Consider the following 20,478-nt stretch of genomic DNA (forward strand, 5'->3'; position numbering starts at 1 on the left):
CTCAGCTGAACGGGGTCAGGTCCGGCTGACAGATTCGCCCAGCCGGCGGGACCTGGCCGTCGACCAGGTAGGCCGCGGTGATCTGGTCGGTGCAGGCGGAGTCACCCAGGATGGTGTGACCGAAGGCGCCGACCGTCACCAGGCGGGCGTCGCCCAGCTGGCTCACCATCCGCTGGGCGAAGCGGTACTGGGTGGCCGGGTCGAAGACATTGCCGTACACCAGGATCGTGCGGCCGGACCTGTTGGCCCACGGCCCGCTGTAGCGATCGGCGCCGGTGGACGGCCAGCTCGGGCACTGAGCCGGCTCGAGGAAGGCGTGATACCGGCCGAAGGTCGGCGACACCTTCTCCCAGGCGGTCGCCGTGGCGGCCGGGTCGAGCGCGTCGGGGAACGGCATGTCGGTGCAGTTGACCCCAAAATAGGAGTCGTCCCCGTGGTACGCCGTCTCCCCGGCCGTCCCGGTGGTTGCGGGGCTCCGGGCCTTGCCGGTACGCATCACCTCGTAGTCCGCCTGCAGCGAGGCGGCCAGCTCGTCGAAGAGGGCGGGTTGCTGGAGCAGCGACACCAGCTCGCTGACGAACGAACTGAACGTCACGGTCGAGCCGTCCGCGCGCTTCAACGAGGACGTGCGCAGATGCTCCCGCAGCGCGGTGAACTTGGCACGGGCGCCGGGCGCGAGGGCACAGCGGGTCCCGCTGCCCTCGCATTGGGTCAGCATCGCGTTCAGCGCCAGTTCGAAGCCCTGCGAGCGCTGGTAGACATACTGCGCGCCGTCGGCGGTACGCAGCTGCGGATCGACGCTTCCGTCCAGCACGATCGAGCGCACCCGCTGGGGGAAGAGCGCGGCGTAGGTCGCGCCGAGCAACGTGCCGTAGGAGAGGCCGACGTAGCTCAGCCTGTCGTCACCCACCGCCGCACGCAGCAGGTCGAGGTCACGCGCCACGTCCCGGGTGGACAGGTGCTCGAGCAGCGGGCCCGCGTTGGCGGCGCACAGCCGCGAGTACTCGTCGGCCGCGTCGATGCTGGAGGCGATCTCCGCCGGTTGGACCGGAGCGGCGAAGCTGCGCGACAGCAGACCGTACACCTGCTCCTGGGAGGTGAAGCAGCGCACCGGGCCGCTGCGGCCGACACCGCGCGGATCGAAGCCGACGATGTCGAAGCGGGCCAGCACGGACGGCGCGAAGCGTTCGTGGACCAGACGGGTGTAGAGGAAACCGGACCCGCCGGGACCGCCGATGTTGACGAAGAGGGTGCCGATCCGCTGATTCGGATCGCCGGCTCGGCGCCGCATCAGAGCGAGCGGAAGGGTGCCGGCGGACGGCACGTCGTGATCGACCGGCACCGCGACCGATCCGCAGCTCAACGAGGCGCGTTCGGAAACCGGTACCGGATGGAGGACCTCGGGATCGCAGGCGGTCCAGGCGACCCCGGACACGGCAGTGGCCGTGGCGGGGGACGCGGGGATGACCGGCGCCGTGAGCGCCAGCACCAGGGCCGCCCCGACACCGGCAGGACAGAGTTTCATTTGGGCTCCGAAGTAGGGCGATCGGCCGACGGCCGATCTGTCAGAGTGACGAGCGGGAGACCGGATCCGCGCTGCGGGCGGCCAGCCGCCTGGAGAACCGGGTCCACGCCGCGGCATAAATCCCGGCGACCTCGGACAGCGGACGGGCCCATTGCCGCGGCACGGTGTCGGCCAGTTCCTCCCACCGGGTGGGGTCTATGGCGTTGCCGCGGATCAGTCGCAGAAGGAATCGGCCGACGTGGTTCTGCTGCACGCGCGGGTCGCTCTGCAGGTTCGCCAGGCAGGCTCGGACCAATGCCTCGTCGGCAGGCCGTACCTGCTCCGGGGCCGGTGCCGGACCGGCGACCCGGCCCGGCACCGGTGGTTCGCCCCGGGCGAGTCGGTCCCGGACGTCCTTGACCGTGCTGGGCGAGAGCCGCACGGCGGCGGCGACCTGACGTAGGCTCGCCACCGGGTTACGCCGTATGATCTCGGCCGCCCGCACCCGCGCGGCGCCGGACTCGACCGCCCGCCGGCGTCCGTCCCGGCCGACCCGTTGTTCGACCCCGGACTTTTCGGGGTCGAACAGCTGACGACGGATCTTGGCCACCGTCTTGTCCGAGACACCGCAGATGCCGGCCAGCGCGGCGTCCGACAGATGGGCATGCGTCCGCAGGATCCGGGCGGTGGCCGCCAGCCGGTCCTGCCGGGTCAGCGGAAGGCCGTGCTTGGTGTTGAGGCTGACGGTCAGTACGAAGGCGTCGTCCACGCTGCCGTCGAAGTAGCGGACGGTCACCTGCTCAGCGCCCGTGAGCTGGGCGCTGCGATAACGGTGCATGCCGTCGACGATTTTCATGGTGCGGCGGTCGACCACGATGGGTGGCAGCGGCTCGGCACACTCGGCGAGCCGGCGGATGTGTTCCTCGTTCTCGCCGTCGAGCCGGGGCGAGTCGGCGGGCAGCAGGCTCCCGATGGGCACCCGTTCGTAACTCTGCTTGGCGCGCTGCTGCCGGGCGCCGGGTGCAATGGTCGGATGAACTGCCGGGCGCGGGATCGCCGCGGCCGACGTGATACGAGATTTGTCGATTAACAACGCACTCCCCCGTGTTGCCTCTTACCAGAAGTACCGCGCTCCGGTCGTAGATGCCCACGCTTCACGAATGACCGTTATGCGCCGCGCCGAGTATAACGAACGTCAATGCCGACGCCTAGCTTCCTGCCGCTCCGTCAGCAGCCACGATCTCGACTTGGATGACAACAAAACGTCGATCTGGGCGCAAGTGCGGTTCCGGGGAGAGGGTCGACGCCGAAGCGACGCGGATCATCGGCAAGGCCTTGCGCAATACTGTCCATAGTGGGCGTATTGGCTCGGCGTGCGCTCTCTTCCCGGCGTCGGCGACGGCGTCCCGCCGGACCCGCCGCCCAGCGGGCGACCCCGGGAGGGTCGGAAACGTCCGGGCCGAAATCCTACTTTCGAACGATTCTCACGTCGGGCTCATGATCGAATACCCGCGGTCAGTTAGTCATGGTTGGGTCCCGTTGACATGCGGTTGAGCTGGTTCCGCCATTTCTCAACACCGTGTTCACATCAATTTAAAGAGGAGAACCATGCGAACCCATAACGTGTTCAGAGTGCTTCGGGTCGGCCTGCTGGTGGCGACGGCCGGCACACTCGCCACTCACCTCACGGCCCGCCGGCCACGACGTGGAGCACTTCGGACGAGACCGCGGCGGCGCCGTCGCCACCTCCACCACCCCCGGAGGTACCCGGCGTCTCCGGCACTTCGCAGTGCAGCCATCCGACTCTGTTCACGAAACAAGTCACCGTTGCCGGCGAGGTGTCCGGCTCGCACGCCGGGCAGTGCCACCGGGTGCAGCGCGTCGTCAACCAGGGACCTGGCCGTCCACCTCGTCACGCTGGCCCATTACAGCGGCACGGCGGCCACCTCCCTCGTCGGCAGCGCCCCGGGCAGCCGGGACCCGACGAACTTCCGCACCCGCCCGTGCCGGCCGGCGCACGGCGGGGTCGTCACCTGCGGGCCCGGCACCGCCGTCTGACCTACCCACCGCGCCGTTACCGCCCGGCCGAGAACCGAAGGAGACCCGCGCCAGTGTGGACAGTCATGACGGCCCTGCGGCGACTCGCCCGGGCACAGGGGGTGGTCGGCTGCGCCGGCGCGCTGATGGGGATCGCGATGGATCCCGGAGGGCTGGCCCTGCCGTCGTGGCCGGACATCGAGGGACGGGTGGAGCGCGGTCGGCGTACCGAGCCGGTGTTCTTCCCGTCCATCAGCGAATATCCGGTGATCGACGAGTTCGCCCACGCCGTACGCGCCACCGACCGGATCCGCACCGGCGCGTTCCGGACCGCACTCGACCAGGTCGCCCGCGGCCGTCGCGTTCTGGAGATCGACACCAGTCGGGACGCCATCTGGGCCCGGTACGCCGCAGACCGTGGCGCCTCCTCCGTCGTGGCCGTCACGGGCGGTCCCCCGTCCCGGCTCGCACCACGCCGGCATCCCGGGCGGGACCGGATCGCCCGCTTCGACGGCCAGTCGACCGACCTGCTGCTACGGGAGCCCGCCGACGTGTGCGTCTCCACGACCATCGGCGCCATCGCCGGATCCGCGGGCGCGGCCGCCATCCTCAATGACGCCCGCAGCCGGTTGACCCGGCCCGGCGCCGCCATGATCCCGGTCCGTGCGTGCACCATGGCCTCGGCGGTCTGTGCCCGGGACATCGCCCCAGGGATGCGGCTCTCCCCGCTGGCTCCGCCCTACCTGGACGAGCTTTTCCGGCTCCGGGACACGCCGTTCGACGCGCGGATGTGCCTGAGCGGTGTCACGTACCGGCATCTGGTCAGCTCGACCGGCATCGTGGAGGACCTGGACTTCGCATCCGGTACCCGCACCGAGGGCAACGAGGCGGTGGTGCTGGTGGTCGCCGACGACGCACGTATCGACGGCCTGCTGCTCTGGCTGCGGCTGTGGACCTATCCGGGCGCCCCGCCGGTCGACACCCTGACGCGGGAGACCACGTGGATCCCGGTGTACGTGCCGATCTTCGCCGTACCCGTCGAGGTGGCACACGGCGACATTGTGGAGGTCGACTTCTCACGGACGTTGAGCATGGACGGCATCCATCCTGACTACGCCGCGCTGGTGACGGTGCGTACCGCACGGGGCGCCTTCACCGAGGCGGTCGAGCTGCCCTACCAGCCGACCGGCTTCCGCTCCACCTGGTTCCACCGCCTCCTGTTCAGCCGCGGGACCGGCACGCGATAACCGGCCATCATGGTGCGGGCGGTCGCCATCCCGGTGTGTGACGGCCGCTGCGGCCAGGGCGATCCGGCCCTACCGGGTCGTCTCCGTCGCGGCGCGGACGATGAGGTCGGCGGTGGTGTCGGGTTGTGAGACGAGTACGGCGTGGGAGGCGCCCGGCGCCTGCACCGCGGTGCCGTTGGCGCGCTCGGCCATGAACGTCAGAGCTTCGGCGGGGATGTTGCGGTCCTGCATCGCAACGAGGTGGTAGTTGGGCAGGTCGCGCCACGCCGGGGGGCCGGACGGCTCATTGAGGCAAGCTCTACCTGGCCACCGTCATCGACCTGTACTCCCGGCGCATCCTCGGCTACGCCATGGGCGTGCACCACGACGCCGGGCTGATCGTCGCCGCGCTGAACATGGCCGCCGTCACCCGCGGCGGCACCGTCGAAGGGGTGATCTTCCAAAGCGACAGGGGCAGCGAAGGCGGTTTCAACCGGTCGTCGCAACACCCTACAGTAACCGACGGCGCGACACGCCATCCATCACGAGAACTTCTCAAACACCCTCTAAGACCCGAGCCGCGACCGGTCAGAATAGGTTCATCGACTCGGGTCGACGAACGTACAATATCGTGGTATAAAGGGAGATGATTTCCGACGGGGGAAAAGCATCAATAACGGAGCGCGAAAATGATATTCTCCGCCTGCTTGCGGAAGGGCTGTCCAACCAGGAAATCGCAGAACGCCTTCTAATTACGCGGGCCACGGTAAACACGCATGTTCTAAGCTTGTTGCGAAAGCTGTCCGCCCGAAACCGCACACATGCAGTAGTAAAAGCCTACCGGCTGCACATCCTCGATCTGAGGGAATGAGCAGCGCAGGCCGTTGGCTACAACTACCATCGCAACCAACACCTCACTTGACGGCAAACCACCCATCAGCCGCGTCAACAACGCACCTGCGCACTACAACTAGTGCCCCGTCATGCAGCCTTGAACGGGTGATCCGGATGGCGGATCTTGGAAGGGGCGGAGAATCCGGATTTTGGTTTGGCGCGCTGGTTGCGCCAGCGGATGTAGTGGCCGATGGCGGCATCCTGTTCGGCGTGGCTGCGGTGGTCGGTGCCGTTGAGAGCGAAGTACCGCACTGCGGCTAACTCGGCTTCGATCCAGTTCAGCCACGACGCGTAGGTCGGCAGGAACACCAGCTCCACCTGGTTGGCAGTGCACCAGGCGCGGACCTCGGGGTGCTTGTGCGGGGAGAAGTTGTCCACGATCAGGTAGAGGCGTTGGGCGGGCCATCGACGGCGCAGGTCTTGAGGAAGTCGAGGAACTCGCGCCAGCGTTTGCGGTCCCGGATGCGGTAGTGCAGGCGGCCGGTGGTCAGATCCAGGGCGGCGATCATGTGCCGTACACCCTGGTCACGGGTGTAAGTGGCCCTTAGCTGCACCGGCTGTCGGTGAGGTCGCCAGGCCCGGCCGGGACGGGGTTGCAGGTTCAGTGGCCGTTGAACCTGCAACCCCCACGTCGACCTGGCGTTCCTACGACCCACGCGTCGGCTGAACTGGATCGAGGCCGAGTTCGCCGCGGTGCGGGACTTCGACCTCAACGGCACCGACCACCGCAGCCACATCGAACAGGACACCGTCATCGGTGACTACATCAGCTGGCGCAACCAACGCGCCCGACCGAAATCCGGATTCGCCCCCGGATCCAAGATCCGCCACCCGGATTACCCGTTCAAGGCCGCATGACGAGGCACTAGTCCATCCAGACGATCGATCATCGCGGGATTCAGTACCGCGTCGCGTGTCCGCACGGCCCGTCCGATCGGCAAATGCGGAACTGAAGTTGTGCCGTGCCGAAGCCCGTGGCGCTCCCTGAGACGAAGATAGGCGTCTGACCGGATCCGCACAGCGTGGGGCCGTCGCTCCACCCGGGGTTGAGGCCGCTAAGCTGCCACTGAAACGTGTAGCAGGTACTCGACCGATTGATCAACTCGCCCTCTACCTGCACCGTCGTAATGGTTAAGAGGTCCGTGACAGTGCGTACGGTGCGGGTGAAGGTGCCGCTAGCTGTCGCATCGCCGTACTCAGCAGACCACGGAGACGGTGTCGTGATCGCCGCGCTAGCAGGCCCGGGCGTGCCCACAACGAGCGCGACAAGGGCGGTCAGGCACACGACGAGAAAGGACACCGCAGTTGGACGCTGGGACATGAGACAATCTCCTTTGGTCGTGAATCCGATTGGGCACTGGATTAGCGCAGTAGTTGCAGCGGATCCGCAGCTATCCCGAATTCGCGCCGCAAAACCTGGCTGGCGACAGCCAGACCGGCCATCCCGTGTACACCAGGGCCGGGCGGTGTCGACGCCGAGCACAGATACACCCCGGGGACCGGTGTCCGGTACGGGTTCCATCGCGGCACCGGCCGCATGACGGTCTGCCACATCGTCATCGCGCCACCGGTGATATCACCACCGATGTAGTTGGCGTTGTGACTACGTTGCGAGCTTGCGCGGATGACATTCTTTGCCATGATCACCTCGCGGAAGCCCGGAGCGAACCGTTTGATCTGCGCGACGACCGCTCCGCTGGCGTCGGTGTTCGAACCGTGGGGCATGCGCATACGTCCACAGCGTGTGCCGGCCGGCGGGTGCCCGGGTAGTGTCCAGGCGAAGGTGAGCGAGAATGCGCATTCCAGGCCCAGCACGGAGTTGCCGACTACTCGACTAAGGCGCGGATGACGGGCGGCAGGCGACCAGGCGTCCTTGTCGCCGTACGTCACAGTGCGTAGTACGCCAGGAAGCGACTGGCCCGACCGCCATGTGGGACTCACCATCTTGGCCCAGCCCGAGATTGTGTAGTTCAAGGTGGACTGGAGGGCGAGGAACCAAAGCACGGCGTCGGCCACACGCGGGTCTTGGCTGGATCGGGCCAACGTCGTCGCCGCCTGGACCAGGAATGAGGCATGATCGGATCCGTCCGCGCGGTGGATGCTGCGGGCGTAGAGCGGAATGGATGTAAGGGCGATCGCGGCGTTTGCCGCGAGCCTGATCTGGGGCATCCGACCGGTGGGCGCAAGCAGCGGGACGGCAGCGCAAGCACGTAATGCATGCAGCGCTGCAGTGCTCTGCGGACCGCCGGGTGGGCTGGCGGCCAGCCGGGTCAGTGGGCCGGAACCTACGAAGGTCTGCCTGATTAAGGCGAGATCGTTGAGGCCGCCTGTGGCGCCGTCCGCTGTCCGGGTCATTTGCTCGAGGCTGGACACCGGGTGGGTCAGTGCGCTCAGCCGCTCGACGGCGATGAGCGTCTTTTGCCTGTTGAGCGAATGCGGTGCAAGAACGAAGCGTACCGCGCTTTTCAGCAGACCCATCTCTGCTCAAGCCTCCGCACCGTAAGGTGGATCCGGCCTTGCAAACCAACCCCACACGTTTGGGATCGACGGTCAGCCGCTAGTGGCTACGACGACCGTGGCGGTGACAACGACGAGTGCAGCGGGCGTGGCCATGACGGGCGGCGTCGGGGCTAGCTTGCGACCCTTTACAGCGTCACGCATGCTCCCTAGCGTTGTGCTGGACAGGCGGTTCGTGCGGAACTCGGTCGAGGTCATTGCAACTCCTAAAGCAAATCGAGGGCGGCTACTCAGACTTGATCGACCCGGCTCCACTGGCACGGGCCGTACGCCGCCCTAGACTGGCACTAGATGATGTAGTCAGTCATGACACCCGTAATCAGATTCGGTGATCCTGAGGGCTTACTCTCTGGTCCGGCACTCTCAGCAGGCCACCTGGCACGAGCCATCTTCTCCAATGGGCTCGCACTCGGCGACGTAAGGACAGTTGTCATTTCCCTCCTCTTTCTAGGGTGACTCAAGCTTGAGAGCCATCATATTCATATAGACGGCAACCGACATCCACATTTCTGATGATGTGATGCATGACGAGGATGGCCCGGAGGGAGGTGGGGACAGAGCCAGGCCGGTTCAGTGCGATCAGCGTGTCGGCCAGGCCCTCGACGACGGCGTCGGTTGGTGAGGTGCTCGGCGTACGCGACCGGCTCGTCGACCTTCAGGTCGTAGTGCAGCGCCCAGCAGCACGCGTCCTCGCTGAAGACCAGCGACACCCGCTCCGGACCGTCGGTCTGCTCGCCGGACTCGGGTGGACGGCGTCGGGCTCGGTCTCCGGTGGCGATCAGCTACTTGCCGGCGAGCTGGGAGCACTCATTGCCCGGCGCCCCACAACCACGCGTCGACGATGTACTCCGCGCCGCGCGGCAGCTTCGGCGGCCGGGCAGCCACGATCGCGGCCGCTTCGACGCGGCCGGTCGTCGCCTTGCGGCGTTCCCGTGCCCCAGGATCCGCAGTCCCGAAGGATTATCCTCGTCGGCGTCATTCGAGGAGCCATCGCGACCGTTTCGGTGACTATGTTCGACAGCACCAGTACAGCGGCCGTGCATTCGTTGCCAACGCCTAGTAGTAGCCAGGTCGGCGCCTACGCTGTCTGGCTTCCCCGCAGCGGTGCTGAGCGAAACGGGATGGACCTCACCGAGGTCAGCGTCGTCGGCCGCGACGCGGCTGGCGATGTGGTAGCCCGGTTGGTTTGAGCAACGAAGCCAGCTCACCGGGTAAACTGTGCACAGCGGGCGGTCTTGCCGCTCGGTCATGCCCTCTACGACCTATGTCAATAATCGTCGAGATGCTGCTATTCCGGCATGCCCTGCGCGAGCGGGATCTAACCCGGGGTCGACCGGGCCGAGAGACAGCTCCAGCTGCGGCCGTTTGGCGCTACGTTTCCCAGACAGAGCCGAAATCGACGCAACCCTGCGGCTGGTTCAACGGGCGGGCAACGTTCTGGGCCGCTTCGACGAAGGCGCGGACGCGGGCGGTGGCACCGTCCGCGCGCCAGAGCAGGCCCCACTGTAGGGGTGGCGCATCGCGTAGGTGTACGTAGGCGACATCGGGGCGCGGGTAGTAGCGCCTGGCGTTGGCGCCGACGGGAAAGACGCCCTGTCCGTCGCCAACGAGGGCGAGGATCTCCTGGAACGTCGCGGCGGACTGTCCGGCTCTGATGGGAAGCCCGGCCGGAGTGCTATGTGGAGTTCGATCGGCGAGTAGGGATCGCGGCAGCGTGTCGGGCAGTTGAAGAACGGTGACCGTGGCCAGGTCTTCGACCGAGATAGCGTCACGACGGGCAAGGGGGTGTTCGACCGGCACGGCCAGGAACCGGGCCTCGGACACCAGGACCGGACCGGTGACCACGCCAGGCTCGTCGACCGGGAAGGTGGCCAGGGTCAGGTCGACGTCGCCACCCCGCAGCCAGGGCATGAGATCGCCGAGCTGCGCTTCGCGGATCTGTACTTCGCACTCGGGATGGTCCCGCCGGAACGCCTGGCCTGCACGGACCAGCAGTCGGCCGCCGGCAGCGCCGGTGAAGCAGACTCGCAGGATGCCGCTGAACCCTCGGCCGGCCTCGATCGCTCGGTCGAGCGCTGCGGTGATCTGATCATGGGCCGGCCGGAGGTCTTCGTACAGCGTGCGCCCGACCCGGGACAACTCGACCCGGCGGCTCGTCCGGTCGAACAACGCGACGCCAACCTGCCGTTCCAGCTTACGGATGGTCTGGCTGACTCGCGCGGTCGAGACCCGTAGCCGTGCAGCGGCGCGACCGAAGTGCAGTTCCTCGGCGACAGCGAGAAACGCCTCCAGTTCGTGGCGCTCCAGCATAGGTCCCCCCAGATCGTTAAATCTAGCTTCACGATCCTTGCACACGTCGGCATTGATCAATGAGCCGGCCCGTCACAGGGTGGAGACACAACACACTCGTCCACCTGCACGAAAGGACCAACATGAGTGCCCTGCGCGATTCGCGCCCCATCGTCCGCGGCCAGGTTTGGCTCCCTGGCAAGCGCGGCTTCGATACCGCGCGCCGCCCCTGGAACCTCGCCATCGAGCAGCCAGTTGACGCCGTGCTCGAGGCTGCATACGCGGCCGACGCCGTCCCGGCCATGACCGGCAAGATCGGCGCTGCGCTCGACACGGCAGAGGTGACGACGTGACGACCCCCGCGGTCGCGGTCTCCGGGCTGCGCAAGGCGTACAAGGACAAGCTCGTGCTCGACGGGATCGACTTCGAGATCCCCACGGGCACGGTGTTCTCGCTGCTCGGCCCGAACGGGGCGGGCAAGACCACCACCGTCAACGTGCTGACCACCCTGATCAAGGCCGACAGCGGAACCGTCCGCGTCGCCGGCCACGACGTCGCGACCGAGGCCAGGCAGGTGCGCGCCGCGATCGGCGTCACCGGCCAGTTTGCCGCCGTCGACGAGTTGCTGACCGGCCGGGAGAACCTGCGCCTGACGGTCGACCTCAGCAGCGTGCGCCACGGCGAGCGCGTCATCACCGAACTGCTGGAACGGTTCGAGCTCACCGAATCGGCGGACAAGGCTGCCTCGACCTACTCCGGCGGCATGCGCCGCAAACTCGACCTGGCGATGACCTTGGTCGGCAACCCGAAAATCATCTTTCTGGACGAGCCGACCACCGGGCTGGACCCGCGCAGCCGGCACACCATGTGGTCGATCGTGCGCGGGCTGGTCGCCGACGGCGTCACCGTCTTCCTCACCACCCAGTACCTGGAGGAGGCCGACCAGCTCGCCCACCGGATCGCCGTGCTCGACCAGGGCCGCTTAGTCGCCCAGGGCACCCCCGACGAGCTCAAGCGCCTGATCCCCGGCACCCACGTCCGCCTGCGGTTCACCACCGCCGCCGAACTCGACGCTGCTACGCAGGCCCTGCCCGAAGCCACCCGCGACGACGACGCGTTGACGCTGCGAGTGCCCAGCGACGGCGGCACCAAGTCGCTGCGGACACTGCTGGACCGACTCGACGAATACTCGCTCAACGCCGAGGAGTTGTCCGTGCACAGCCCCGACCTCGACGACGTCTTCCTCGCCCTCACCGGCCAGACCACGGAGGTGGCAGCCAAGTGAAGTCCCATGCGCTGGTGATGCTGCGCCGCAACGCCAAGCACACAACCCGCAACCCCACATCGGTGTTCAACGCGGTCCTCATGCCGATCGTGATCATGCTGATGTTCGTGTACATGTTCGGCGACGCCTTCGACGTCGGCGTCGACTACATCGACTACGCCACGCCAGGACTGATGCTGCTGGCCGTCTGCTACGGCCTCGGATCCGTCGCGACATCGGTCAACGCCGACATGACCAAAGGCATCATCAACCGGTTCAAGGTCATGGACATCTCCCGCGGCGCGGTGCTCACCGGACACGTCGTCGCCAGCGTCCTGACCAACCTGATCGCCATCGGCGCCCTCGTCGGCGTCGCGTTCCTACTAGGCTTCAACCCGAGCGCCGGCCTGACCGACTGGCTCGGCATCGCCGGAATCATCGCGCTGCTCGCCGTCGCCGCCGGATGGTTCACCGTCGCGCTCGGGCTGTCGGCCAAATCCCCGGAGACCGCGGGCCTGGCCACCGTACCGCTGGTCATGCTGCCGTTCTTCAGCAGCGCCATCGTTCCCGCCGAGAAGATGGGCCCCGGCCTGCGGCAGTTCGCCGAATACCAGCCGTTCACCCCGATCATCGAGACCGTGCGCGGACTGCTCAACAGCGCACCGGCGGCCGGTGACGTAATTCCTGCCCTGATCTGGTGTCTGGCCATCGCGGTCATCGGCTACGCCTGGGCACGCTCGACATTCACCAAGCGGGCCTGACGGCCATCCGGTTGACTGCCCGCAGTGTGCCGCCCTGGACGAGTATCGCCCTGGGCGGCACCCGCCTGTGGCCGGGACGCTGCCGAAGCGGGCCTGGTCGTCGGCCGCCGCGCCTGCCGCAACCACAAACTCACTCGCGCCGAGAAAACTGCCAACACCCTGCTCGCCCGCGAACGCGTCGCCAACGAACACGCCCACGCCCACCTCAAGAACTGGCGCATCCTCACCCGCCTACGCCACGGCTGGCACCACCACGCCACCACCCTGCTCCGGCCCGACCACGGCCCCAAAGCCGGCACCCCCGCGCCGACGAAACCGAAAACAGGTACTCCGCCCCCATTGAAGCGCAAGCAGGCCGCAAAGCCGCAGGTCACGTCCCGACAAACCCGCGTGAAGGTCGGTTCCGGGGCTGCACCCACATCGCACCCACGTGACACCCACCGTCCACACCGGCCAGACAGCACAAAGGGCCCGACCCGCGTTCCGGCAGGTCAGACCCCTTATGATCTTGCGCGCCCGAAGGGACTCGAACCCCTAACCTTCTGATCCGTAGTGCAAAGCCACGAGCGCATAGCTCTACGACCAGCACTCAACCGACAACTCGTCCGACCGCGAGCCCGATAGTCCGCCTTTATCCGGTTCGGTTCTTGCAGGTCTATGTCGTGGCGGCGCCATCAATTTTCGACCGTCGATGGGCAAGCTGATCCCGCGCCTCCGGTCGAATCCGCGGGGGTAGCGGTTCGTCCGCGTCAGTTCCCTGACTTCCGAGCAGCCACCGAGCAACCATGGTCGCCACGGCTCGTGGTCCGGGGTACTGGATCTACCGCAGTGTGGACCGCCGAGCAGCTCGGCGCGTTCCTCGACACCGTCATCGACGACCCACTATTCGAGTTCTGGTGGCTCACCGCCCTGCGCGGCCTCCGCACTCGGCATTCGAGCAGCCTTGGAGCAACGGATGCTCCGTTCTGCGACATTCCTCCCAGCCAGATTCCGGCCGTCGGCAGAACCACAAAGCGCCCGAACCGCGCCCCGACAGACCTCGAACCCCCACCTGTCGATCCGTAGGCTATTCAGGTAAGGCAAGGAATCTCCGCATGTCTCTATGTATCATGACCCGGTCTGAGATTTCGGTCTCGAGCAAACCCTTTAGACCTTCGACACTGTCGGCACGTTTGAGGGTTTCCACAATCGGCAGAACCAGCCCAGCTCTTACCGCCGACCGCCAATGCTGGTCGACTCTCTCACTTATAACACTGTCGTCTAGGAGGCGCAGGCTATCAGGGCGCACTCGTTTGATCGCCTCGAGCCGAAAGCGAAGCATGCACTTCGACTCAGCGAGCCAGCCTCCTGGAACATCGCCTGCCGGAGCAAACCCCAGGTTGACGTAAAACAGCGAGTCCCACCTCGACGACTGAATGTTCACTATTGAGTAAATTTCTTGACCAAGGCGGTACCAGTTGGTACCGCGCCGACGAAAACGCATCCCGTCTAATTCTTCTTCAAGGATCCGGGAAAACTCCTGCTTTACCTTCATTGGGCCAGCCTAACGCCGTGAGTACGTATCCAGGACGCCAGTCCACTTCTTACCCGTCACGCTCTCCAACTCTGCCACGTAGTCAGCGAGCTGACGGCGCCCCTTTGCCTGGCTGCTCGCTGCGTCAGATTTTAGTTCGCGGACTATTCGGTTCTGCCAGTCGATGGCGTCAGGCCGGCGCCCACTCGGAAGGGTGTGCTCGTAGTCATAACCATCACCCAACGCAGCCCGGTAACTTATCTTGTGAATCTGGCGCCCTCGATCGGCGTCCTCATTCTCGCCGGACGTGAACTGTCCCTTGGCGTTCCGATTGCAGCCTCCCGTATTGTGAACCAGCAGTGTAGCGTCCCCTGCCACAACATGGTACGTGTGGAGGTCATCAACCGTGAGGTTGTGCACGGACTGCCACTCAGTCCAAGTGCGCAGCGCCGCAACTTGCACGTAGGTTCCGGCAGCAGTCTTGAGGACGTCACCTAGATGCAGGTGACGGGCCTCGATCCAGCGACTGAGATTCGCCACCCAGAACGGATGTTCGTCAGTTGCGACGACCGTATTAGCCACTTCCAGCTCATCGCTGGCGACAGTTATTTCAACGAGAGTCTTCTCGCCTTCGCTGCCGATTACATGCGTAACGAGTCGTCGACCTTCTTCTCCAGTTTCAGGGTCTGCAGCGACTACGAGGTCTCCAACCTGCACCTCTTCGATCGGCTTTGTTGAGCCGTCCGCCATGAGGACTCGGGTGCCAGGGATGAAGCTGCTCCCGCGACAGGCCGACAGTTGTGATCGGTAGGCGAGTTTTCCACCCAGAGAACTGGCAAGCGCACTGGCAAGTTTAGTTCCTCCGAAGTTGCCGTCGTCCCAGCCGTGAACGTATGCGGTCAGATTGTAGTGATCTTTCGCATTAGCCCATCGGAAGGATTTCGTACATAGATCTTGATTGCATATCCCCGAAATGGCCATGGCCGCTTCTTGGTCAGTTTGCGCCATCTCGCAGGACATGAAGTTGCCACACTTGAAGATCTCGTCGCATATGCCGTCCTGGCAATAGTTCTTCATGAGCGAGGTTAGTAGCGAGGCACTCATTCCCGGGGGCACAGGGTAAGTGTTAAGAAAAACCTGCCCGTCGGAGTGGTCCACCTTGATCGTGTAGTTGATGTTGCTGACTAGTACGGTTGGCGGACGTTGGTTGGTTGTCTTACTTACCTTCGGGGTGTAGTCGACGATTTTGTGGACGCCGCGTTGGGGGCTCATGTCGCGGACGTGGCCGTCGTTGTCGCCGGTGGCGTAGAGACCGCTGGGGTCGCTGAAGGTGATGGGGTTGTTGTTGGCGTAGGAGTAGCCGTGCCATTGCTGTGGCTGGGCCATGTCTTGGATGGGGTCGACGGAGATGAAGCGGCCGATGGCGGGGTCGTAGTGGCGTGCGCCGAGGCGGGTGAGGCCGGTGGGTTCGGTGTCGCCGTTGACGAATCCCTTGAGGTTGGGCCATGTGGGTTGGCTGCTGCCGCGCGGTTCGCCGTAGGGGCTTTGGCGGCGGGTGGTGGCGACCTGGGTGACGTTGTCGATGGCGATGTTCTGGGTGCCCTGGTGGTCGTCGGCGAGCCAGGTGAGTCCGCTGGCGGTGCGGGAGGCGATGGTCCTGCCCGCGTGGCTGTAGTAGCGGGTGCAGGTATTCGCGCTGGTGGCGTTGGTGTAGCGGATTTCCTGGCCGGGGAGGTAGAGGGTGGCGCCGGTGGGGTCGCGGCGGATGATCCGGTTGCCGTCGGCGTCGTAGATGTAGCGGGTCTGTCCGGTGGTGTCGGTGGCGGTTTCGAGGAGTCCTTCGGCGTCCCAGGTCAGGGTTTGGGTGCCGAATGGGCTGGGACGGGTGAGGGTGTCGCCGGTTTCGTTGTAGGTGTAGGTGCCGGTTTTCGCGCCGCTGGTGGAGGTCAGGGCGTGGGGTCGGGCGGCACCGGTCGCGGGGTAGTGGTAGTCGGTGGTGCTGACGCCGGTGGTGGTGTGGATGTTGTGCTTTTTCCGGTTGCCGATGGCGTCGAAGGTCCAGGAGTGCCAGTAGGGTGCTGGGCCGCCGAGGTTGGCGGCGCTGCGGGTGGCGGCGCAGTCGCCTGAGGTCGGTGTCCAGGCGTGGGTGAGTCGGCGGAGGTGGTCGTAGGTGAAGCACTGGGTGTCGTCGACCGGGTCGGGTGCCACGTCGGCGATCTTGGTGATGTTGCCGGCGGGGTCGTGGGTGTAGCGGGTCTCGCCGAGGGTGTGGGGGGCGACGCTGTCTCGGTCGGTGCGTATGCCGGTGAGTCGGCCGGTTTCCAGTTCGCGGGTGAAGCGCTGCCAGACGTGTCCGCCACTGCCGGTGTGCAGGTCGTATTGGTCGAGTTGGCCGAGGGCGTTGTAGATCGTTTCGTCGACGTAGCTGGTAGTGGTGCTGCCGGTCAGCGTCTCGAGTGTCGTGGGCAGCCCCAGGTCGCTGTAGCTGTACAGCAGTGTTTCGGCGCCGAGGTCGGACCGGGTCGAAGGCATGCTGAGTGAGGCGAGGGTGCCGTCGGGGTTCCAGGTGTTGGTGTAGTTGTAGGTGCCGCCGAGGCCGGTCTCGGAGGTGGGGATGATGTATTGCGTGCCTTCGGGCTGGTAGGTGTCGGTGTATCCAGTGACTTTGACCTGGTAGTTGGCGCCGCCGGGGAGGAAGCGGGTGGATTGGGTCAGGTGGCCCTTGGCGAGGGTGTCGTAGATCCACTGGGCGCGCATGGTGCCGCCGACCTGGTTGTCGTAGGCGAAGCGTTTGCGGTTGAGCGGGTCGTACACGAAGGCGATCGTCTTTTGTCGCGCGTCGGTGGTGGTCTTGACCCGGCCGGCGTTGTCGTAGGTGAAGGTGGTGGTGCCTCGGTCGGGGTCCTCGGTCGTAGCCTGCCGTCCGCGTAGGTCGTAGGTGTACTTCCAGGAGTTGCCGGCCGGGTCGGTGATGAGTTCCGTCTGGCCCTTGCGGTTGTAGGTGTAGGTGGTGGTGTCCCAGCTGCCGGCGACGGTCGGTGTGGGGGCGGGCCCGTGGTATTGGCGCAGTTGGACGACCCGGTCGCGGGCGTCGGTGACGGTGGAGGTCGCGGTACCACCGCCGGGTGGGGTCACGTCGGTACGGTCACCTGCGTAGTAGGTCTTGGTCCGCCACCGTTCCACGTCGTACGGCTGGAAGACGCTGGCGATGACCCGCCCGGCGCCGTCGTAGTCGGTCCTGGTCTGCGTGGGCACCAGGGCCCGTTCGGTGGCCGTGACCAGAGATCCGCCGGGGTTCCCGGTCGTGTGGTAGACGCCGAAGACCTTCTTCTCCCGGCCGGCCGAGTCGTAGAACGTCTCGCTGAGCAGCCGTCCTCCGGACGGGGAGGGCGCCTGGGTCTGGCGGGGACGCAGCAGACCGTCGTAGAGGGCGTAGGAGGTGACGTAGCCGCCGGCGGCATTGAGCCGGGAGGTGGCGACGTAGCTGGCGGCGCCGTTCTGGATCCGGTAGTCCATGACGACGCTGGCCGGATCGGTGTCCTTGTCGCGGTCGGCTAGCCAGACCTTGGTGATGCGGCCGAGGCCGTCGAAGGCCAGGTCGGTGCGCTTGCCGTTGGCGTCGACGCTGCTGGTGACCGAGCCCCAGGCCGGTGACACCGTCGTGGTGGTGTCGTGCAGCATCGCGTTGGTGATCTTGACCGAGGTGACCGGTCCGCCGGTGACGGGGGTGTAGGCGGTCTTGGTCTCGTAGTTCATCGCGTCGCGCGAGGAGGTGACGCGACCGTGGGCGTCGTAGCCGGCCTGGCCGGTGGTGGTGAACGTGGGAGCGCCGCCGTTCCAGGTGGCCATCTCCTCGGTGAGGGTGGTCAGGCCACGGGTGGGGACGGTGCCGAAGGAGTTGCCGTCGTAGGAGGTCCGGGTCTCCCCGATGACCTGGCTTTCGGTGAGGGTGCCGGTGGTGTCGGCGCACTTGACGGCGTAGGTCTGCGTCCGGTGGGGCCGGTCCATGAGCCAGATGTCGCTGTTGCGTGGCGTGTAGTGAACTTTGGTGCATTGTTCGTCGCCGGTGACGCCGTCATGGCCGTAGTCGTCAATGGTGGTGGCCATGCCGTAGGCGTCGTAACTGGTGGTGGTGCGGGTGACGCGTTCGCCGCGTCCTGCGTCGAGGGCGGTGTAGGAGCGGACGGTGGCGATGCGGGTGAATCGGGCGGTGACGGTGTCGCCGTTGATGGTCCGGGTGGCGGTGGCGGCGGATGCCCAGGGTTCGTTGGTCACTCGGGACACCGACGGCCCGCCGGGGCCGTTGAGGGTTTTCTGCTCGCGGACCATGCCGGCGTAGTAGTCGTGGTCGGTGATGCCGTCGATCGTGACGCTGCGCCGGTCACCGACGGTGGTGGAGGCCCGGTCTGCGTGCATGCCCTGGAAGTAGCGGGTTTCGGTGGCGGTCTGCTCGCCGGGGTCACCGGTGGTGACTTCGACTCGGCCGTAGCCGCGCCAGTCGGACCAGGTCTTGGCCTTCTTGTCGATGATTCCGTCGTCGTCGTTGTAATGCCAGGCGGCGTCGAAGTACTTGTAGGAGTAGACGACGCGCGGGCTGCCCTGGGGTGGGGCGCCGCCGGTGTTGTCTGCCTCGTAGATCGTCGTCACGACGTATTTGTGGAACCAGTCGGTGACCGGTGAGCTGTAGCCTTCGGGTTCCCAGATCACCGGGTAACACCGCCGCTTGTTGTCTGCCGGGGCCGGCTTCGGTTGGCCGGCGACGCAGTCGGCGTCGGAGTAGTTGACGCTGATGGTGCCGCCGGTCTCGGTGCGGATCCGGGTGATCCGCATCCAGTTCATCGCCGGCGAGTGATCACCGATCGCGTCGACCCGGTTCGGCTTCTGAACCGGCGTGAACTCGATGTCCGGCACGGTGCTGGTGGTGCCGACGAGCCCCGCGTGGGAGATCTTCTCCAGCCAGAGACCCGCGCGGGTGCCGTCGCCGGGGTCCGGGAAGCCGTGGGTGAAGGTCCACCGCTCGACGTTGTCGTAGCCGCTGCCGTTGCGGACCTGGGTGGTGATGCTGGCCAGCCTCTTGGTCGACCAGAACGTGATCGAATGGTTGTCGGTGCAGGGCGCCGCAGTGCATTCGCTGTCCCACGGGGTGTCCGGCCACGTGGTTTCGGTGTGGGTGGTGCAGTTGCTCTTGCAGCGGTCTGCCTCGGCGAAGTCGACGCGCATCGGGGCGGGCGTGGAGAAGATCGAGTCGACGTTGTTGGTGTTGCGGGTGCCGTATTCGATCTTGTCGAGCCAGCCGCCGCGGTCGTAGCGGGCGGCGTCGGTGGCGGTGAGGTTGCGGCCGTAGCGGTTGGTTTCCTTCTCGTACCAGTAGGAGATCGAGTTGCCGTTGAGGTCGACGACATAGTCGAGGTTCCACCGCCATGCCTGGTTGTCGCCCCCGCAGTGCGAGTTGGCGAACGTGGTGGCGTGGCAGGGCTCGTCCGGGTGATTGCCGAAGACGGGAGCTGTCCAGGTCGAGTTGGTTACCGGCTTGTTCGACGTCCAGCCGGGCAGGCGGTTCCGGCCGAACCAGTACTCGATGCCGTTGGTGGTGGTGACCACCCAGTGTTCACCGTTGTTGTCGCCGTTGGTGGCGCCGGTCTCGCGTCGGATGCGAGTGCCGTCGTCGGCGCGCAGGTGCCACCGCTGTTCGCTGGCGTTGTAGATGAGCTCGCCGGAGTGCCCGCCCAGCGACAGCACCGCGTTGTCCGTTGCCCAGCACAGGTCGCCGGTCTTGGTGGTGTTGTTGGCGTTGCCGTCCATGTCCTTGGCGCAGGCGCGGTAGCGACGCTCGATGTAGCCGCCGGGCCAGGCTTCGAAGCCTTCTCCCATCCAGGACGGCTGGTTGTTGCTCGCGACGTGCCGGCCGTCGACCGACTGGGCGGAATAGCCGAGCGCGAGCTGCGGGGTGAGGTCACCCGGTGCCGGCGGCACGCGCATGGGGTAGGACCAGGTGAAGTCTCCGCTGTTGCCGCCGGCCGACCAGGTCGATGAGGACTGCAGCGGGGTGGCGCTGTAGTCACCGGCGGGACCTGATGCCCCAGCCGACACCGCGAACAGCGACGCCTGCGCGGTGACGCTCACGTCGGCGGACACCGTGTGGGTCGCGAGGTTGTTCGTGGACGCCAGCGGGGTCGCCGCGCACTGCTTCTGCTGCGGGGTGGCCAGGGCGCACTCGGGTACGGCGACGATTCTGAGCCGGGTGGCCCAGTCGGCGCCGTAGGCGGTGGCGAATGACCCGTAGTCGATGCTGAGGTTCAGCTTTCCGCTGCTCGCGTCCTTGGCCGCAGCCCGCAGCAGGACACCCTTGATCCCGCCCTTGGTCGTGGTCGCCCGGTCCAGCACCTCGATGTCGACCTGTCGTGGTGGCGCGCCGAGCCGTCGCATCGTCGAATCGCTGGCTGTCGCGCGCACGGGCAGGCCGCCCGGTTTGC

At 66.2% G+C, this 20,478-nt stretch carries 14 protein-coding genes, 1 tRNA gene and 1 pseudogene; 6 read left to right on the forward strand and 10 right to left on the reverse strand.

The window, feature by feature from the left end; all coding sequences use genetic code 11:
* Nucleotide 1: 1 nt before the first annotated feature.
* Together O7597_RS10290 and O7597_RS10295 are read right to left on the reverse strand one after the other, a co-directional pair.
* Nucleotides 2-1,525 (reverse strand): alpha/beta fold hydrolase, encoded by a 1,524-nt coding sequence (locus tag O7597_RS10290; RefSeq protein WP_269740703.1) that lies wholly within the window; start codon nt 1,523-1,525, stop codon nt 2-4.
* Nucleotides 1,526-1,565: 40 nt separating this feature from the next.
* Entirely contained in the window at nt 1,566-2,483 is a 918-nt protein-coding gene (locus O7597_RS10295) for a ParB N-terminal domain-containing protein (RefSeq protein WP_269740702.1), read from the reverse strand.
* A 1,144-nt stretch (nt 2,484-3,627) separates the two neighbouring features.
* Here O7597_RS10295 and O7597_RS10300 point away from each other — a divergent pair.
* Nucleotides 3,628-4,788 (forward strand): hypothetical protein, encoded by a 1,161-nt coding sequence (locus O7597_RS10300; RefSeq protein WP_281582564.1) that lies wholly within the window; start codon nt 3,628-3,630, stop codon nt 4,786-4,788.
* Between the two features lie 69 nt (nt 4,789-4,857).
* Here O7597_RS10300 and O7597_RS10305 read toward each other — a convergent pair.
* The 3 genes and pseudogenes from O7597_RS10305 to O7597_RS10315 all read right to left on the reverse strand — a co-directional run.
* Nucleotides 4,858-5,061 (reverse strand): annotated as a pseudogene (locus tag O7597_RS10305) (alpha/beta fold hydrolase); the annotation flags it as partial.
* A 687-nt stretch (nt 5,062-5,748) separates the two neighbouring features.
* Entirely contained in the window at nt 5,749-6,039 is a 291-nt protein-coding gene (locus O7597_RS10310; RefSeq protein ID WP_269740700.1) for a transposase, read from the reverse strand.
* Between the two features lie 2 nt (nt 6,040-6,041).
* On the reverse strand, nt 6,042-6,170 hold the full coding sequence (locus tag O7597_RS10315) for a hypothetical protein (protein ID WP_281582566.1): 129 nt from the start codon (nt 6,168-6,170) through the stop codon (nt 6,042-6,044).
* A gap of 184 nt (nt 6,171-6,354) precedes the next feature.
* On the opposite strand from O7597_RS10315, the gene O7597_RS10320 reads away from it, so the two are divergent.
* Nucleotides 6,355-6,519, forward strand: coding sequence for a hypothetical protein (locus O7597_RS10320; protein ID WP_269740698.1), 165 nt, complete (start codon nt 6,355-6,357; stop codon nt 6,517-6,519).
* Nucleotides 6,520-7,023: 504 nt separating this feature from the next.
* On the opposite strand, the gene O7597_RS10325 is transcribed toward O7597_RS10320, so the two are convergent.
* Nucleotides 7,024-8,139, reverse strand: a complete 1,116-nt coding sequence (locus tag O7597_RS10325) for a hypothetical protein (RefSeq protein ID WP_281582567.1) — start codon at nt 8,137-8,139, stop codon at nt 7,024-7,026.
* Between the two features lie 1,410 nt (nt 8,140-9,549).
* Nucleotides 9,550-10,488 carry a LysR substrate-binding domain-containing protein gene (locus O7597_RS10330; protein WP_281582568.1) on the reverse strand — a complete coding sequence of 313 codons (939 nt, stop codon included), beginning with the start codon at nt 10,486-10,488 and terminating at the stop codon, nt 9,550-9,552.
* 122 nt (nt 10,489-10,610) lie between these two features.
* On the opposite strand from O7597_RS10330, the gene O7597_RS10335 reads away from it, so the two are divergent.
* The 3 genes from O7597_RS10335 to O7597_RS10345 are packed head-to-tail and all read left to right on the forward strand — an operon-like array spanning nt 10,611 to nt 12,492.
* Nucleotides 10,611-10,820 (forward strand): hypothetical protein, encoded by a 210-nt coding sequence (locus O7597_RS10335; RefSeq protein ID WP_269740695.1) that lies wholly within the window; start codon nt 10,611-10,613, stop codon nt 10,818-10,820.
* A complete protein-coding gene (locus O7597_RS10340; protein WP_269740694.1) occupies nt 10,817-11,752 on the forward strand; it encodes an ATP-binding cassette domain-containing protein in 936 nt (311 codons plus the stop codon). Before O7597_RS10335 ends, O7597_RS10340 begins: the two co-directional genes overlap by 4 nt.
* 17 nt (nt 11,753-11,769) lie before the next feature.
* A complete protein-coding gene (locus O7597_RS10345; RefSeq protein ID WP_269742708.1) occupies nt 11,770-12,492 on the forward strand; it encodes an ABC transporter permease in 723 nt (240 codons plus the stop codon).
* Nucleotides 12,493-13,003: 511 nt separating this feature from the next.
* Here the strand turns inward: O7597_RS10345 and O7597_RS10350 are convergent.
* The 3 genes from O7597_RS10350 to O7597_RS10360 form a co-directional block, all read right to left on the reverse strand.
* Nucleotides 13,004-13,062, reverse strand: a tRNA-OTHER gene (locus O7597_RS10350).
* A 496-nt stretch (nt 13,063-13,558) separates the two neighbouring features.
* Nucleotides 13,559-14,026 (reverse strand): DUF4304 domain-containing protein, encoded by a 468-nt coding sequence (locus O7597_RS10355; protein WP_281582569.1) that lies wholly within the window; start codon nt 14,024-14,026, stop codon nt 13,559-13,561.
* Nucleotides 14,027-14,035: 9 nt separating this feature from the next.
* The gene (locus O7597_RS10360) at nt 14,036-19,744 is read right to left on the reverse strand and encodes a polymorphic toxin-type HINT domain-containing protein (RefSeq protein WP_281582570.1); all 5,709 of its coding nucleotides are present in this window, start codon (nt 19,742-19,744) and stop codon (nt 14,036-14,038) included.
* 373 nt (nt 19,745-20,117) lie between these two features.
* Here O7597_RS10360 and O7597_RS10365 point away from each other — a divergent pair, with 373 nt between their 5' ends.
* On the forward strand, nt 20,118-20,267 hold the full coding sequence (locus tag O7597_RS10365) for a hypothetical protein (protein WP_281582571.1): 150 nt from the start codon (nt 20,118-20,120) through the stop codon (nt 20,265-20,267).
* Nucleotides 20,268-20,478 lie beyond the last annotated feature (211 nt).

This window comes from Verrucosispora sp. WMMC514, from assembly GCF_027497295.1.
Lineage (GTDB): Bacteria > Actinomycetota > Actinomycetes > Mycobacteriales > Micromonosporaceae > Micromonospora > Micromonospora palythoicola.

Bases quoted from the DNA above. Each gene is read 5' to 3' on its own strand.
- O7597_RS10355 (WP_281582569.1), bottom strand. From the start codon at position 14,026: ATGAAGGTAAAGCAGGAGTTTTCCCGGATCCTTGAAGAAGAATTAGAC.
- O7597_RS10330 (WP_281582568.1), bottom strand. From the start codon at position 10,488: ATGCTGGAGCGCCACGAACTGGAGGCGTTTCTCGCTGTCGCCGAGGAA.
- O7597_RS10290 (WP_269740703.1), bottom strand. From the start codon at position 1,525: ATGAAACTCTGTCCTGCCGGTGTCGGGGCGGCCCTGGTGCTGGCGCTC.
- O7597_RS10300 (WP_281582564.1), top strand. From the start codon at position 3,628: ATGACGGCCCTGCGGCGACTCGCCCGGGCACAGGGGGTGGTCGGCTGC.
- O7597_RS10315 (WP_281582566.1), bottom strand. From the start codon at position 6,170: ATGATCGCCGCCCTGGATCTGACCACCGGCCGCCTGCACTACCGCATC.
- O7597_RS10335 (WP_269740695.1), top strand. From the start codon at position 10,611: ATGAGTGCCCTGCGCGATTCGCGCCCCATCGTCCGCGGCCAGGTTTGG.
- O7597_RS10345 (WP_269742708.1), top strand. From the start codon at position 11,770: ATGCTGCGCCGCAACGCCAAGCACACAACCCGCAACCCCACATCGGTG.
- O7597_RS10325 (WP_281582567.1), bottom strand. From the start codon at position 8,139: ATGGGTCTGCTGAAAAGCGCGGTACGCTTCGTTCTTGCACCGCATTCG.